Raw genomic sequence first — 15,307 nt, 5'->3', positions numbered from 1 at the left:
AGGTTCCCGCCGTCGTCCGCTTTCCTGTGTGCAGCGCTTCAAGGTGTGAGTTGGAGCCGGTCCCTGGCCTGGGCGGAGTGAGCCTGCGCGGCCTGCCCGCCCACACTGGAGACCGGCTTCACCCGCCGGAGTGCGGCTAGAATGGCCCGCCCCACCACAGCGATTCCGATGATGGTGGTGATGGCACGCAGGGTGTCCCAGCCCGCCGTCGACGTCACCAGCGAGTAGAGCAGGAAGCTGCTGAGGTTGGTGCCCAGCGGTGCGCCGGGCACGTAGGAGATGCCGGTGCCGGCGCCCACCGCGAAAGGCCAGAACCACAGGTTGGTCAGCAGGCCGAACACGTAGGACGCCAGGATGCCGTAGCCGCACAGCATCCACAGTTCGGCTCTGCCCCGCACACGCCGGGGGAGCAGGCCGGCACCCGCACCCACCCACGCGCAGGCGAAGATCTGGAACGGTGTCCACGGCCCGATGCCACCCCACAAGGCGCTCGAGAGGGCGATGGTGGCGGCGCCGAGGAGCATGCCGAAACGGGCACCGAAGGCCCGGCCGGCCAGAATCAGCAGGATAAAGACTGCCTCCACGCCCCCGACGCCGGTGCTGGCCACCCGCACCGCCGAACCTACGGCGGCCAGGACGCCGAGCAACGCCACCGTGTGTGCGGAGCGGACCGAGCCGTCGAGGGACACGACAATGGCGATGACGGCGAGCGGCGCAATGGCCAGCGCCGCGTAGGGGAGGGCCGCGGCGGCATCCTCCGGGAAGGCCGCGGCGAGCAGCGGCCAGCAGAATGCTGCGAGAGCCAGAACGTTTGCAGCTGCGAGAACGGCAAGCTCGACGCCCCGCGGCATCCGGATCCGGCGCTGCCTTGCCGCGCTGTGGGTGTCTATCTGTTCGATTACCCGTGGCCTCGGTCCGGCACCCGCTTGCCGGACAGGCGGGAGTTTTGACTCCGGCGTATTGGCTGGCACGGAAGAGGGTACGACGCCGTCACGCATCGGGAGGATCCGGGCGCCGAGGCCATGGGCAAAGTCGAGGTCGTGCGTGGCGATCAGGACCGCCGCACCGGAGTCCGCTGCCGCCCGCAGCGCCGCCGAGACTGCTGCGCGCGCAGCGGGATCGAGTCCGCGGGTGGGCTCATCGATCAGGAGTACCTGGGGATCGCCCATGGTCTGCAGCGCGATGGCAAGGATCCTGCGCTCTCCTGCAGAGAGGTCCCGGGGATGCTCGTGCCCGATGGGAATCCGGACGTCTCCCCGCAAACGGGCCAGGCGTGACGCTGCGGAGCCGGGCGCAGGCCGCCCGCCGTCCTTTCGGCGAGCCTGGCGCCGCTCGGCCGCGCGGAGCTCTGCCGCAACGGTATCCCTGGTCAAGAGGTCGTCCGAGGCGTCCGGGACGAGGGCGACACGACCGCCGTCGACCATGCCGCCGTCGGCCGTTCCTTCACTGCCCGTGCCTTCACCGAGGGCAAGCGTTACCAGGAGGGACGACTTCCCGGCCCCGTTCGGCCCCACCAGGGCCACCACTTCACCGCGGTGCAGGGTCAGGGATGCATCCCGCACCAGCGGCGTGCCCTTGCGGTGCACCGCGAGGTTGGTCGCCGTCAGCACGGGCGCGAGCTCCGCTGGCTGTGCCGGCGTTGGACGGGCATCGACAGGGTGCGACGGCGCGGACGGCGCGGCAGTCGGTACCAGGGCGCCGTCGTCGAGGGTCCACCACGAGTCGGCAACCGGGACGAGCGGCGCCGCCCGGTGCTCCGCCACGATGACGCAGACACCGTCATCGCGGGCGAGGTCGTTGAGCACGGCGATGACGTGCCCGCGAGCTGCGGTGTCGAGATCGGCCAGGGGCTCATCAACCAGGAGCAGGGCCGGATGCTCCACCACCGCGGCCGCGATGGCTACGAGCGTTGCCTCACCTGCAGAGAGGGTGCTGACATTCCGGTCCAGCAGCGCCGAGACCCCGATCCGCTCAGCGACCTCGAGCACACGGGCCTTGGCGGTCCCGGATGCCATGCCGCGCAGCTCGAGGGCGAGGGAGATTTCGTCCCGGACCCGGGTGCTGGCGAATGCGGCGCGGGGATTCTGCAGGACGACGCCGATGCGGCGGGCAGTATCGCGCGGCGGTGTGGTGGCACGGTCCGTTCCGGCGATACGCACGGTGCCGGAAATTTCCCCACCGTCAACGTGTGAGAGGAGGCCGGCGATGCCTCGCAGGATGGTGGATTTGCCGGAGCCCGTGGGCCCGGTGATGACCGTGATTGAGCCGTTTGAGGGCTGGAATTCTGGGACCTGCACCTGTGCATCGCCAATTCGGAACTGCGCGTCCCGGATGAGGACCGCCGCTTCGACACCTCTGCCGGGTTGGTGTGCTGCCCGGCTCCCGAAGCCGCGCAGCTCCAGGGCCGCGGCAACCCGCGCCGCATGTTCAAGGGTGCGTTCGAGCACGGGCACCAGGGCGCGGGGTCCGAAGCGTTCACCCCGCAACCGGAACGCCAGGCGTACGGAGGCAACGGCGTCGGCAAGCGCCGGAAGCGCAGCCCACGCCACCACCAGCGCCCGGGCCAGGCCCTGCAAGGGGCCACGGCGGGCCAGGTGCACGAAGCCGCGGGCCACGTCCACCAGCGCGTTGAGCAGGCCGAAGCCGAGAATCATCCCGGCAATCGGCAAGGCGGACAGGACCGCCTCCCACAGGCCTTGTCCCGTGACCGGGCCAAGGAACACCACATGGGCGTACGGGGCGGGCAGGCGCATTGCCGGCAGGTCGAGCAGAACCGGCCCCCCAATGCCCGCCCCGTTGAAAAGGACGCGGTATATGACCCGCGCCGCGATGAACACGACGGCGAGTGCAGCGCCGGCGCGCAACGGCGCGGGTCGGAAGGTCATGCCGCGGGGGCGGCCGGTGCGCCGTCGACCGTGAACAGCAGTTCCAGGCTCTCTCCGGGGCTCACCTGCAGGGTGGCGAGGCCTTCCTGCGCGTATGCCCAGGCGCCGGAGTCCGGCTTAACCCAGAGTGACCAGTAGGCAAAGGCGGCGGGCATCTTGCTGCAGTCTTCCCGGTAGGTGCCGCCCTTGTGGGTGATGTCGAAGTCTGCGGCGGGCACACCGTTCACACGGCATACGAGTTCGTTGGGATATTGGGCAGTGCCCTCAGTTTTCACGTTGGCTTCGTCGAGCACCTTGGACGCGGGAGTCGGCGCGTCTACGGGAACGCAAACGGACTTATCAGCGGCAGGCTGCTTCAGGGAGCCTGAATCGACGATGATCTTCACACCGGCGCAGGGCCCGGCGGCGGCGCTGGATGAAGCCGTTGCCGGGGAGGCCGGTGCAGAGGTAGTTGGCTGGGTTGCGGCCGGCGCGGAACAGGCGGCGAGGGTAAACAGGAGACCTGCGGCGGCGAGGGAGCTCGCGGCGGCGGTGCGGATCTTAGTCAAAGTCACCTGTCAAGGGTAGGTCGTTGCTCGTCCGGATCCGGATGCCGTCGCGTTGTGTGACGTTACGCCTTGCTTCGCTAAAGCCGCAGTTCCATAAAGACGCCGTTGGGATCCAGGGCGTAGTCGGCAAACCGCGGGCACTCGGTGAAGCCGTTCCGGGGCGCGGAGTCCAAGAGCTTGAGTGCGGCGCACCCCAGCAGGTCGCCGTCCTAGCGGGCCGGCCAGAACGTGATCGACGGGTCTGACAGTGGTCAACCCACTGTCAGATCCGCGGGACGCACGGGCCGGCTCCTAACAAAGCCAGCCCGGCGCGGTCGCCGGCGCCGAAGTCCAGTTGTCCGCTGTTTTCTTCGTACATGAGTTGTGTGGGGTCCTTCACGTGGTCCAGTCCGGCCACGTGAGCTAACTCGTGCATGATCAAGGCCCGAACCAAAGCGGGGCCGTTGGGCAAGGCCAGCGTCTCTGTCAGGTCCGGGGCGTCAAGCTGAACCTGGCCAGTGACGTAAACGTAGGGTTCACCCTGAATCTGGAGTGACGTGCTTCCCCCTGTGCCTGCCACGTTGCCCGCCAGGTCGGGTGCTTCATCCGGTGTCGACCAGGCAATCAGGATCGGCGCCCATTTCTTGCCGTAGCGGTCAGGCTGGTAGGCCGCACGATCGCTCGACGGTGCTTCATCCGTGTGGCCGTCGTACACGAACTGCAGCCCGGTGGCAGCGGACACCGCGGCCACCGACTCCCGGATGAGCCGGTCCGTTCCCGGCGGCGCAAAGTCCTGCCGGACCACGTAATGGAGCGGGCGGCACGGGTCGTAGGCAACGAGCCGCTGGGCCAGATCGGGAGACTCCTGCAGGACGTAGGCTGTAGAGCCCGTAGTGGCAGGAGGGACGCCGAGTGGAGATGCGGCGGCCTCGACCCCGGGGGGAGGGACCTCGGAACCGGGCAGATACGGCAGCGCCGCCGACACCGTCAACCGGCTGAACAGCGTCGGCGTGAAATAGAGTCCCACCACCAGTCCGATGCCCAGTATGGTGGCTGTCCGTGATTTCCACTTGCGAGGGCGGGTTGACAACGTCCTGCCATAGCCGCGGTTCTTTCCCGCAACGGGTGCCGTGGCGGCACGCCAGGGCTCGGGCTCCTGAAGCTTGCCGAGCGCCTCATCAATGGCCCACTGCGGGATACGCCCGCTCGGCGAACGCCGGGCACCCGGGATGTCACGCCCGCTGGCAGGCACACCCGGGTAGTCCTTCTTGTTGAAATCTGACACCACCAACGCCCCCTTATGCTCCCCAATGCATCCCTTGAGATGGTCCGCTCAGCATAGTATTCGATTCCCCTGACGACGATACCGGGGAGGCCGGACCTCCCGCCGTCGTCCGTCCTCGCGTTAAGGGCATTGGGTGGTTAGCCGGGTCACCGTCCGACGAGACCCATGTGCAGGTCGTTGTAGCGGTTTCCCTGCACCCCGATCCGGCTGGCCACGGCATTGAGGTCGGCGACTTCATCGGCGGAGAGCGCCACTGTTGTCGCTGCTGCGTTTTCCTCGAGGCGCTCCCGGCGGCGGGTTCCGGGGATCGGCACGATCCACGGGTGCTGCGCCAGGAGCCATGCCAGCGCGATTTGTCCGGGGGTGGCGTTCTTGGCGGCGGCGAGTCCGGCGACGTGCTCCACCAGTGCGTGGTTAGCGGCGCGGTTCTCGGCTGTGAAGCGCGGGATGGTGCCGCGGACGTCACCTTCTGCAAATTGCGTGGACGTGTCGACGGTTCCGGTGAGGAAGCCCTTGCCGAGGGGGCTGAAGGGCACGAATCCGATCCCCAGTTCGGCCAGAGTCGGCAGCACTTCCGGCTCCGGGTCCCGCGTCCACAGCGAGTATTCGCTCTGGACGGCGGTCACCGGAAAAACGGCGTGGGCGGCGCGGATGGTCGCGGCCGAGGCTTCTGACAGCCCGAAGTGGCGGACCTTGCCGGCCTGCACGAGCTCGCCCACCGCACCGGCCACCTCTTCGATTGGCACATTGGGGTCGACGCGGTGCTGGTAGAAGAGGTCGAGAGTGTCGACGCGCAGCCGGCGCAGTGACTCGTCCGCGACGCGTTTGATCCGTTCAGGGGAACTGTCGAGCCCCACGGATTTGCCGTTCTCAATCCGCCACCCGAACTTGGTCGCTATCACTACCGCGTCCCTGACCGGTGCGAGGGCTTCGCCGACAAGTTCCTCGTTCACGAAGGGGCCGTACACCTCCGCCGTGTCAAAGAAGTTGATTCCGATTTCGACGGCGTCGCGGAGCACACCGATCATCGCCCGGCGGTCCCCCGGGTTGGGGCCATAGCTCTGCGACATGCCCATGCAGCCCAGCCCAACAGCCGAAACCTGCAGACCCTGCCCCAGTGTTCGTGTATGCATTTTGTCTCCCTTGTTGATGACGGTCCCTGCCGATGCAGGCATGCCCGGCCTTTCTCCAGTGAACGTCATCCCGAGCGAGTTAGGGAGTGTCTGATGAAACCGGCACTGACAGGGCCTCTCCCGATTCATGGCTTGTTAACCGGCGGGTTCCCGGAGAGAGACTTCCTGTTCACCGCCCCCGACCAAGCTGGCTCCATGCCTCTCCTACTGCCCGGTAACTCCCATCTGATCGACCGCCGCCTCTTCCTCGCGGGCGTGGCCGGTGTCTCGGCGGCCGCTGCGCTCGCCGCCGCCCCAGCTACCAAGGCGGACGCTGCGACGACGCCGGCGCGAGCCAAGGACGATCCCTTCACGCTGGGAATCGCCTCCGGCGACCCCACGCCCTCCGGCGTGGTGCTGTGGACCCGCCTGGCCCCGAAGCCGTTTGAGCTGAACGGCGGCATGCCCCAGGGCCACGCCGTCGTGGAGTGGCGTTTGGCCGCCGACGCCGGGATGCGCGATGTTGTCCAGCGCGGGAGCGCGCACGCCCCGGCGCAGCTGGGGCACTCGGTCCACGTGGAGGTCGAGGGCCTGGAACCGGACAGCGAGTACTTTTACGAGTTCAAGTTCCGTAACCACTTTTCCCCCGTGGGCCGAACCAAGACCTTGCCGGTCCCCGGGGCGGATGTACGGCAGCTCGATTTTGCGTTCTCCTCCTGCCAGAAGTGGGAGGATGGCTTCTTTCCGTCCTACCGCCACATGGCCGCAGAGGACCTCGACTTTGTGGTGCATCTGGGCGATTACGTTTACGAGTACGAGATCGCCGCAGGCGGCGGGCTGCGCCGCACACCTGTGCCCGCGGCTGCCCAGCCGGCCCCGCAGACGCTGGAGCAGTGGCGGGCCCGCTACGCGCTCTACAAGTCGGATCCCGACCTGCAGGCTGCGCACGCCCGGTTCCCGTTCATCGTGAGCTGGGACGATCACGAGGTCAAGAATGACTACGCCGGCGGCTGGGAGGGGCAGACCCAGGCCTTCACCGCAGTGCGGGCCGCGGCCTACATGGCGTACTACGAGCACCAGCCCTTGCGGGCACGGTCGCTGCCCCGCGGAACGGAAATGCAGCTTTACCGGCGGCTACGCTATGGCCGCCTCGCGCAGCTGGACGTTCTGGATGGACGCCAGTACCGCGACGCCCCGCCGTGCGGCTGGGGCGAAGCCCAGGCGTGCGAAGCGGCTTACGACCCGTCAATCAGCATGCTCGGCTCGCAGCAGGAGGAGTGGCTCTACGCCGGCCTGCGGGACTCAGACGTGCGGTGGAACATCCTGGGGAACAACGTCATGGTCTCCCGCCTCGACCACGACGGTGCCGCGGGTGAGCTGCTGTGGCACGACGCGTGGGATGGCTTTCCGGCGGCCCGCAAAAGGCTGCTGGATGTGATCGCCGAGCCGGCGGTGCGCAACGCCGTGTTCGTCACGGGCGACTGGCACTCCACCTTCGTCAACGACGTCCACCTCGACTTCGACCGGCCGGACTCCCCGGTGGTGGCCACCGAGTTCGTCGGGACCTCCATCAGCACGAACGGCGACGTGCCAGTTTATGGGCCCTACTATGAGCCCATGATCGGGTTCAACCCGCACATCAAATTCTTCGATGGCGACCGGCGGGGCTACGTTCGTTGCCAGGTCACTCCCGAGCGCTGGCGCACGGAGCTTCGCATGGCCACCGGAGTGGGCACCCGGACCGCTGGGCAGTACACGCACGCGGTGTTCGAGGTCGAAGACGGCAAACCAGGCGCAGTGCGGGTTTAGAGTTGCGCCATGATAAGGCCGGCAGAGGTGTTTAGCTGCCCAGTCTGGAACAAAAGTATCCACCACCAGACGTCCGCCGTTGGGGGTGTCTGGCAGACACTGCCGCGAGCCAAGCAGCCTGCGTACCTTGGGACTTGTGGACAGAAAAGAAGAGATCCGTGAGTTCCTGATCTCGCGACGCGCGAAGATAAGCCCGGAGCAGGCCGGGATCCCCAGCTATGGGGAACTGCGACGGGTGCCGGGACTGCGCCGAGAGGAAGTGGCGCAGCTCGCCGGGGTCAGCACGGACTACTACACGAGGCTGGAACGCGGCAGCATCCGCGGTGTCTCAGACTCGGTGCTCGAGGCCGTGGCCTCCGCTCTTCAGCTGGACGAGGCCGAACGTGCACACCTGATGGACCTGGCGCGGACGGCCAACACGCCGTCGAGCCGGACACCCCGCCGTCCGGCGCAGCAACGGGTCCGTCCCGGAGTGCTGCGTCTGCTGGACGGGATGACCGGTGTGGCTGGCATGGTGCAGAACGGCCGTGGCGATGTCCTCGCCGGCAACATGCTGGGACGGGCCCTGTACTCCGAGGTATTTAACTCAGCTGTGTCGTTTGGTCGGATGTCCCGGGCCGGCTGCCGAACCAGGGACGCTACATCTTCCTCGATCCGCGCGCAGCCGACTTCTACCCCGACTGGAACGCGATCGCGGCCATCATGGTCGCGATGCTGCGCCTGGAATCCGGCCGGAATCCCCACGACCGCGCCCTGAACGAGCTGGTCGGCGAGCTCACTACGCGCAGCGGCCTGTTCGCCGCGCTCTGGGCCGGGCACGACGTGCGGATCCACACCACTGGAACCAAGCGCTTCCACCACCCGGTGGCCGGCGACCTGTCCCTGCAGTACGAAACGCTGGCCCTCCCCGGCGACGAAGGACAGGTCGTGTTCACCTTCACCGCCGAGCCGGGCTCCGCATCCGAGAACGCGCTGGCTTTCCTCGCCAGCTGGGCGGCATCGCCTCCCGAAACAACCACCGCCGGCGATCCTGCCGGCGGATCCACCGCCCCCGTGCGCTCCCACGCGCAGCCGGCGCGCACCACAGGAAAGACAGAACCCTCCCATGACTGAACAAAACACCCCCACCGAGACCGACAACTCCACCGGCAAGAAGGTCTGGTTCATCACCGGCGCAGGCCGCGGCATGGGCACCGACATCGCGAAGGCAGCCCTCGCCGCCGGCCACGCCGTGGTCGCCACCGGCCGCAACCCCGAAAAAGTCAGCCAGGCCGTCGGCGACAACGAGGACCTGCTCGCCGTCAAGCTCGACGTCACGGATCCCGCCGACACGGCCGCCGCCATCCAGGCAGCCGTGGACCGGTTCGGCCGGATCGACGTCCTGGTGAACAACGCCGGCAACTTCGAGCGGACCGGGCAGACGGTCACCGCGTGGAAGGGCATGAACGGACTGCAGGGCGGGGACCCGGCCAAACTCGCCGGTGCGCTGATCCAGCTGGCCGAACTGGACGAACCCCCGCTGCGGTTCGCCGCCGGAGCCGACGCCGTGGGCGTCTTCGAGACCCGGGGCAAGGCCCTCCAGGTCCAGGCCGACGCCCACCGCAAGCTCTCCAGCAACCTCGCCCTCGCCGTCGCCTGAGAAAACGGAAGCGGACGCCCAGCGGCAAGTCCCGCCGTCGTCCATCACCCACCACCGCAAGGCCCCACCGCAGTTCAGCCGGACGCCGGCCGCTCCGACCCGTCCGGTGCTGCATGGTGGCGGAGATGCGTGTTGTGGATCAGCTATTGACTGAAAATTCAGTCAGCCTTATGGTTGATTCAATACATCAACGTGATGTAGCTCACGAAAGGCTTGCCATGATCAGCACGCGCTTCCGCAAAGACGCGGATTCCGTCGGTGCCGCATCCGCGCACAAGGACCGCTTCGGCCGCATTGAGTCGGCCGGCATTGAGTTCATTCCCGACGAACAACGCACCTCCCGCCCGCGGAACCTGTTCACCGTGTTCTTCGGCGGCAACTTCGCCTTCTCGGTCATCGTTTTCGGCTGGCTTCCCATCACCTTCGGCCTGGACTTCGTCGGCGCCGCCACGGCCAGCCTCACCGGTCTCCTCGTTGGTACAGCCCTGATCGCCCCGATGGCCCTCCTGGGGCCACGGACCGGCACCAACAACACCGTTTCCAGCGGCGCACACTTCGGCACCCGCGGGAGGTTGATCGGTTCCGCCCTGACCCTGTTGTTCGCCCTTGCGTACGCCGCCATCGCGGTCTGGACCTCCGGCGACGCGCTGGTTGCCGCCGCCGAGCGGCTGCTCGGGATACCCGTCGACGGCGTCACGCTCGCCATCGGCTACGCCGTGATCTCCGTGGAAATTGTTCTCGTGGCGCTCTTCGGCCACGGCACCGTGGTGGCGATGCAGAAGTTCGTCGCACCCGTCGTCGGCGTTCTGCTCCTCATCGGCGTCGTCGCCTTCGCACCGACGTTCAGCCCCACAACAGTCCATGCCGACTACCTCCTGGGCGACTTCTGGCCCACGTGGATCCTCTCGGCCGTCATTTCCGTCGGCGGCCCCCTCTCCTACGCGCCCACACTGGGCGACTACAGCCGGCGCATCTCGCGGACCAGGCACTCGGACCCTTCGGTGGTGACCTCGGCATGCCTCGGCGTCTTCCTCGGGCTCTTCGTCACTGCCCTTTTCGGTGCCTTCACGGCCTCGGCGTTGCCGGAGCTCGGCGGCTCGTACGTCGCCGATCTCGTGAAATCATCCCCGGCCTGGTATCTGCTGCCGATCCTCATCATCGCGTTGGCAGGCGGACTCGGCCAGGGCGTGCTCAACCTCTACGCCAGCGGACTGGACCTCGAAGCCCTCTTCCCGAGGCTCCGGCGGATCCACACCACCCTCATCACCTCGGTGATCGCAGTCGGTCTTCTCTACGTCGGTGTCTTCGTCTTCAACGCGGTGGACTCCATTACGGCCATGACACTGGTCCTCAACGGCTTCGCCGGACCCTGGGTTGCCATCAACGTCCTGGGATTCCTGATCGCCCGCCGCGGCAAGTACCACGCCGCCGACCTCCAGCTCTTCCGGGCCAGCGGACCGCGCGGACGCTACTGGTTCAGCAACGGCTGGAACCTGCGCGCGGTAATTCCCTGGGCCATCGGTTCAGTCTTCGGCCTGCTCGCGACGGACACGTCCCTGTACACCGGGCCGTTCTCGCAGCTCGCCGGGGGAATCGATCTCAGTTTCATCGGGTCCACAGTCATCGGAGCCGTCGGCTATCTCGCGGCGCTCCGGTTCTGGCCCGAACCCGCCGCAACGAGGGAGTCCGCACGGGAGGAAGGTGAGCACGTATTACTGTCAAACCATGACTGACAAACTAGCCAAGATCCTCACCGCCGCCACCACCTGCATCGCCAGGAACGGCGTCCGGGGAATGCGGGTCAACGATGTGGCTGCAGAAGCCGGTGTTTCGCCGGGCCTCCTGTACTACCACTTCACCGACCGGGCCGGCCTGCTTGCCGCAACGCTTGAACACATCAACAAGCAGGTCAGCAAGGACGACGCCGCCCCCTCCTCCCCTGACGCGGAAGACCGCGCCCGGCACTTCAGGCACCTGCTCCTTGACGAAATCAAGGACGACGCTGATGTCCGCCGGAATTCGGTGGCCTGGAACGAGCTCCGGGCGTGCTCCATCTTCGAACAGGAGCTGGCGGAACCGCTTTCCCGGACAACGGCGGAATGGAACCGCGAGATCGCCCAGGCCATCGTGGCCGCCAGCGAAGACACCAGCGAGGACGAGGCCGCAGTCACTGCAGAGATCCTCACCAGTTTGGTGGAAGGGATCTCCGGCCGCTGGCTCAACGGTTTCATCACCACAGACCACGCGCGTTCCCTGTTGACGACGGCCATCGACTCACTCACCACAGCACGCCCGACGACCCTGCAGGAACCTTCCGGACAGGGTCTGGGCAAATGAACCACCGACCCAACTCTCAACCACTTATCAAACGACGCGATTCCAGCGGAATCCCGCGATTATGCAAGGACCCCTAGGGTCCCGTTAGGAAGCACCACCTTGGACATCATCGCCAACACCGAACCGCCCGCCTCTTTCGCCCGGAGCCAGGAAAGCACCCGCCGGCCGCTCCGAGTGGCCCTGGTCCAGCACCACTGGCGCGAAAACGCCGCCGAGCTCAGGTCGGTGCTGACCGGGGCCATCGGCAAAGCCGCCGACGCCGGAGCCAGGGCCGTGTTCCTGCCGGAACTTACGCTGTCCAAATATCCTGCCAACGTCCGGGCCGGCAGTAACCCCGCACGGAATGCGGAGGACCTGCTCAGCGGCCCCACCTTCGAGTTCGCCGCCAACGCGGCCCGGAAGCACTGCGTCACCGTCCACGCCTCGGTCTACGAGCGCTCAGACGGAAACGACGGGCTGGGCTTCAACACCGCCATCCTCGTCTCGCCCCAGGGGGAGCTGCTGGCACGCACGCGCAAGACCCACATTCCCGTCAGCGCCGGCTACTACGAGGACACGTACTTCCGTGCCGGGCCGGCCGTCGACGCCTACCCCGTGCACCGCCCCGCGGAACTGGACGGGGCCGCCGTCGGACTCCCCACCTGCTGGGACGAATGGTTCCCGGAGGTCGCCCGGCTGTATTCGCTGGCCGGCGCGGAAATCCTGGTCTACCCCACGGCTATCGGCTCGGAGCCGACCTTTCCGGAGTTCGACCACCAGCCGCTGTGGCAGCACGTGATCACAGGCCACGGCATCACGAACGGCACGTTCATGGTGGTCCCCAACCGGACGGGCGACGAAGGCGACATCAACTTCTACGGTTCCTCATTCATTTCCGATCCCTACGGCCGCGTCCTGGTCCAAGCGCCGCGGGACCGGGAAGCCGTCCTGGTGGCCGACCTTGACCTGGACCAGCGCAAGGACTGGCTGGACCTGTTCCCGTTCCTGACCACGCGCCGCCCCGACACCTATGCCGAGCTCACCCGGGACGTCGATTTCGACCGTCCGTACGGGGCGGTATCCGCACAGCAAACCGCGGACCAGCCATGACCTGGATGATGCCGAGCGAAACGGCACCCCAGGAAAGGGTCTGGATGGCATTTCCGCCGGAGCGATCCTCGATAGGGCACACCGCGGAGGAAACCCATGAGGCCCGCACGGCGTGGGCAGTGGTGGCGCATGCTGTGGCGGATTTCGAGCCTGTCACCATGGTCGTGGACCCGCCGGACATGACTGCCGCGCGGACTTATCTTTCGGCTGGCATTGACCTGGTGGAAGCGCCCCTCGACGATGCCTGGATGCGGGACATCGGGCCCACATTCGTGACCGGCGACGACGGCCGGCTGGGCGGGGTGGACTGGGTCTTCAACGGCTGGGGGCAGCAGGAATGGGCCAGCTGGGGCAAGGATTCCGGGGTTGGTGCGGAAGTGGTGAGGAAGGCCGGTGCGGAGCTGCTGGACAGCCCGCTGGTCAATGAAGGCGGCGGGATCCAGGTGGACGGTCTGGGCACCGTGCTGGTCACCGAGACGGTGCAGCTGGATAAGTTCCGGAACCCGCACCTGACCAAGGCTGACGTCGAAGCCGAGCTGGCCCGCACTATCGGCGCCACGCATGTCATCTGGCTGCCACGTGGGCTGACCCGTGATTCGCAGGAACTCGGAACCCGCGGACACGTGGACATCGTGGCCGCTATCCCGTCGCCCGGTGTGCTGCTGGTCCACTCCCAGCGCAACCCATCACACCCGGACTTCCAGATCACCGCCGATATCATCACGATGCTCGCCGGCACCCGGGACGCGCAGGGCCGTGTCTGGGACATCGTGGAGGTACCGGCCCCGGACACGCTGCGCGACGAGCTCGACTGGGTCGACTACAGCTACATCAACCATCTGGTGGTGAACGGAGGCGTCATCGCCTGCAGTTTCGACGACCCCGCGGACGCGGGAGCCCGCCGGATCCTGGAGCAGGCGTATCCGGGCCGGGAAGTGGTGACGGTCGATGCCCGCGCCATCTTCGCCCGGGGCGGCGGCATCCATTGCATCACCCAGCATCAGCCGGCCGTCTGACCGCGGCAGCCATGAAGACCCCTGCTGTGGGCGACGTGCCCGCCGCCCACAGCAGGGGCTTTCCACGGCAATACCACCGGTAGTCTCGCCTGAGCCGTTGGACGCTCAGTTGCACTCGGCAACTGTCGTATGTTTCCGACCGCCGTGTACGGGCCCAAGGGCCTGCGCTGCCGCGACGTCTCCCCTTACTCGCCAACCGCTTACCGTGAGCTCACCGCCGGGACGCCGAGGATGCTGTCCAGCAGTCCGTTGCGGAACTTTCCCTCCGGATCGTGCGCCGATGCCAGCGAGCGGAAGTCCGCTAAGTGGGGTAGAGGGACTCCCAGTCGTGACCGTCGGGCGTGAAAAGCTTGCCCCAGTGCGGCCTGGCCGCGAACGGGCGCAGCAGGTCTTCGAGTTGCGGAAGAACGGCTTCCACCTCCGGCTGCAGCGGCTTCCAGGTGAAGTGCAGTGCAACGCTCTGCTGCCGGTAGAAGGGGCTGAGCCAGAATTCGTCCGCGGCGCCGGTCCTGATTTCGGAGACAAACAGCAGCGGCGAAAGTTTGTCCGCCAGGCTCCGCACTGCCTGGATCGCGGCAGGTGCCTGCTCCAGCGGCAGGATGAATTCGCTTTGCAGTTCGTCACCGTTGCTGGGCGTGAACTCGTGGCGGAAGTGCGGTAGCCGGTCCAGCCATTGCCCGGGCTCATCCATCTGGGCTGTGCAGTTCTCGGCCGACATCCCCGGCAACGGGTGCCGCGGGCCGGTGGCTGCCGTGGCTCCGAACAGTTCCTCGAGGGGAGGCTCCGAGTCCAGCGCCTTGAGCCAGACCTGGCTGATGCTATCGCCCACGTAATCGGTGAAAAGACTCACGCTGTAGGCGCTGGACACCAGCTGCGTGAAATCCGCCAGCGCCCGGTCCCACGGCAGGTTTTCCAACACACGCTGGCGCATGCTGAAATTCGGCCGGACGGCAAGCCGGAGGCCGGTGACGATGGCCAGAGCGCCCAGGCCCACCACGCTGCCCAGGAACTCCTCGCCGTCCGCGCGGGACAGCGATACCTGCTCGCCGGAGGGCCGGACCAGGTCAATGCCCTCCACCGCTCCGGCCAGGGAGGGGTTGTTCACGCCGGATCCATGGGTGCCCGTCTGGACAGCCCCGGCCACGGAAATGTGGGGGAGCGACGCCAGATTGTGGATGGCCAGGCCGGACTGCTGCAGCGAACGGCACAGGGCACCGTAGCTCACTCCGCCACTGACGCGGACACTTTGCCGTTCCGCGTCGAGTTCGATTATCTGCGGCAGTGCATCCGGCAGCACGTGCACGCCGTCTGTGTCGCCGATGCGGTTGAAAGAGTGCCGCGATCCCAGGGCCTTGACCCGGCTGGAGCGCGCCACCACCTGGGCGAGCTCAGCCACCGACTCCGGGCGTACGACGTCCGCTGATGAGTAATTGAGGTTTCCTGCCCAGTTCTTCATGTGCTCGGCTTTCGGGTGAAGGTACGTTTCGCTTCACCAACTGTGAGCGCTAACAATTTCCCTGTCAAGACGCTTCCGCAGCCTCTCGCCGAGGAGGGCGGTAACATCGTCAGCAGGTCATCCGCACCGGCATTCACTGGCCGCCGGCTTTG

12 protein-coding genes and 1 pseudogene are annotated in these 15,307 nt (G+C 67.0%); 8 read left to right on the top strand and 5 right to left on the bottom strand.

Annotation, left to right across the window (positions count from 1 at the left end; translation table 11 throughout):
* Positions 1-38 precede the first annotated feature (38 nt).
* The 4 genes from ACX80V_RS12355 to ACX80V_RS12340 form a co-directional block, all read right to left on the bottom strand.
* Positions 39-2,885: an ATP-binding cassette domain-containing protein gene (locus tag ACX80V_RS12355; RefSeq protein ID WP_485843372.1), complete on the bottom strand. Its 2,847-nt coding sequence runs from the start codon at positions 2,883-2,885 to the stop codon at positions 39-41.
* Positions 2,882-3,439: a hypothetical protein gene (locus ACX80V_RS12350; protein ID WP_485843371.1), complete on the bottom strand. Its 558-nt coding sequence runs from the start codon at positions 3,437-3,439 to the stop codon at positions 2,882-2,884. Before ACX80V_RS12350 ends, ACX80V_RS12355 begins: the two co-directional genes overlap by 4 nt.
* Before the next feature lie 256 nt (positions 3,440-3,695).
* Positions 3,696-4,700 carry a peptidase gene (locus ACX80V_RS12345; protein WP_485843370.1) on the bottom strand — a complete coding sequence of 335 codons (1,005 nt, stop codon included), beginning with the start codon at positions 4,698-4,700 and terminating at the stop codon, positions 3,696-3,698.
* A 143-nt stretch (positions 4,701-4,843) separates the two neighbouring features.
* Positions 4,844-5,830, bottom strand: coding sequence for an aldo/keto reductase (locus tag ACX80V_RS12340; protein WP_485843369.1), 987 nt, complete (start codon positions 5,828-5,830; stop codon positions 4,844-4,846).
* A 195-nt stretch (positions 5,831-6,025) separates the two neighbouring features.
* On the opposite strand from ACX80V_RS12340, the gene ACX80V_RS12335 reads away from it, so the two are divergent.
* From ACX80V_RS12335 to ACX80V_RS12300, 8 genes are all read left to right on the top strand, one after another.
* Positions 6,026-7,618: an alkaline phosphatase D family protein gene (locus ACX80V_RS12335; RefSeq protein WP_485843368.1), complete on the top strand. Its 1,593-nt coding sequence runs from the start codon at positions 6,026-6,028 to the stop codon at positions 7,616-7,618.
* Positions 7,619-7,754: 136 nt separating this feature from the next.
* Entirely contained in the window at positions 7,755-8,375 is a 621-nt protein-coding gene (locus ACX80V_RS12330) for a helix-turn-helix domain-containing protein (RefSeq protein ID WP_485843367.1), read from the top strand.
* Positions 8,261-8,731: an MmyB family transcriptional regulator gene (locus ACX80V_RS12325; RefSeq protein WP_485843389.1), complete on the top strand. Its 471-nt coding sequence runs from the start codon at positions 8,261-8,263 to the stop codon at positions 8,729-8,731. Before ACX80V_RS12330 ends, ACX80V_RS12325 begins: the two co-directional genes overlap by 115 nt.
* The gene (locus tag ACX80V_RS12320; protein WP_485843366.1) at positions 8,724-9,257 is read left to right on the top strand and encodes an SDR family NAD(P)-dependent oxidoreductase; all 534 of its coding nucleotides are present in this window, start codon (positions 8,724-8,726) and stop codon (positions 9,255-9,257) included. The genes ACX80V_RS12325 and ACX80V_RS12320 overlap by 8 nt, the downstream gene beginning before the upstream one ends.
* Positions 9,258-9,475: 218 nt before the next feature.
* Positions 9,476-10,990 (top strand): purine-cytosine permease family protein, encoded by a 1,515-nt coding sequence (locus ACX80V_RS12315; protein WP_485843365.1) that lies wholly within the window; start codon positions 9,476-9,478, stop codon positions 10,988-10,990.
* Positions 10,983-11,594 carry a TetR/AcrR family transcriptional regulator gene (locus ACX80V_RS12310; protein WP_485843364.1) on the top strand — a complete coding sequence of 204 codons (612 nt, stop codon included), beginning with the start codon at positions 10,983-10,985 and terminating at the stop codon, positions 11,592-11,594. Before ACX80V_RS12315 ends, ACX80V_RS12310 begins: the two co-directional genes overlap by 8 nt.
* Before the next feature lie 99 nt (positions 11,595-11,693).
* Positions 11,694-12,683: a nitrilase-related carbon-nitrogen hydrolase gene (locus tag ACX80V_RS12305; protein WP_485843363.1), complete on the top strand. Its 990-nt coding sequence runs from the start codon at positions 11,694-11,696 to the stop codon at positions 12,681-12,683.
* On the top strand, positions 12,680-13,699 hold the full coding sequence (locus ACX80V_RS12300) for an agmatine deiminase family protein (protein WP_485843362.1): 1,020 nt from the start codon (positions 12,680-12,682) through the stop codon (positions 13,697-13,699). Before ACX80V_RS12305 ends, ACX80V_RS12300 begins: the two co-directional genes overlap by 4 nt.
* A 200-nt stretch (positions 13,700-13,899) precedes the next feature.
* Here ACX80V_RS12300 and ACX80V_RS12295 read toward each other — a convergent pair.
* Positions 13,900-15,155: pseudogene (locus ACX80V_RS12295) on the bottom strand (D-arabinono-1,4-lactone oxidase).
* Between the last annotated feature and the right edge of the window lie 152 nt (positions 15,156-15,307).

It is taken from the genome of Pseudarthrobacter arbutini, from assembly GCF_054510915.1.
Note: the sequence above shows the minus strand (reverse complement) of the source record. Positions and strands in the feature narration are given on the sequence as shown.

Excerpts from the sequence above, each read along its gene's own strand:
- ACX80V_RS12335 (WP_485843368.1), top strand. The coding sequence starts at position 6,026 with ATGCCTCTCCTACTGCCCGGTAACTCCCATCTGATCGACCGCCGCCTC.
- ACX80V_RS12315 (WP_485843365.1), top strand. The coding sequence starts at position 9,476 with ATGATCAGCACGCGCTTCCGCAAAGACGCGGATTCCGTCGGTGCCGCA.
- ACX80V_RS12300 (WP_485843362.1), top strand. The coding sequence starts at position 12,680 with ATGACCTGGATGATGCCGAGCGAAACGGCACCCCAGGAAAGGGTCTGG.
- ACX80V_RS12310 (WP_485843364.1), top strand. The coding sequence starts at position 10,983 with ATGACTGACAAACTAGCCAAGATCCTCACCGCCGCCACCACCTGCATC.
- ACX80V_RS12355 (WP_485843372.1), bottom strand. The coding sequence starts at position 2,885 with ATGACCTTCCGACCCGCGCCGTTGCGCGCCGGCGCTGCACTCGCCGTC.
- ACX80V_RS12320 (WP_485843366.1), top strand. The coding sequence starts at position 8,724 with ATGACTGAACAAAACACCCCCACCGAGACCGACAACTCCACCGGCAAG.
- ACX80V_RS12340 (WP_485843369.1), bottom strand. The coding sequence starts at position 5,830 with ATGCATACACGAACACTGGGGCAGGGTCTGCAGGTTTCGGCTGTTGGG.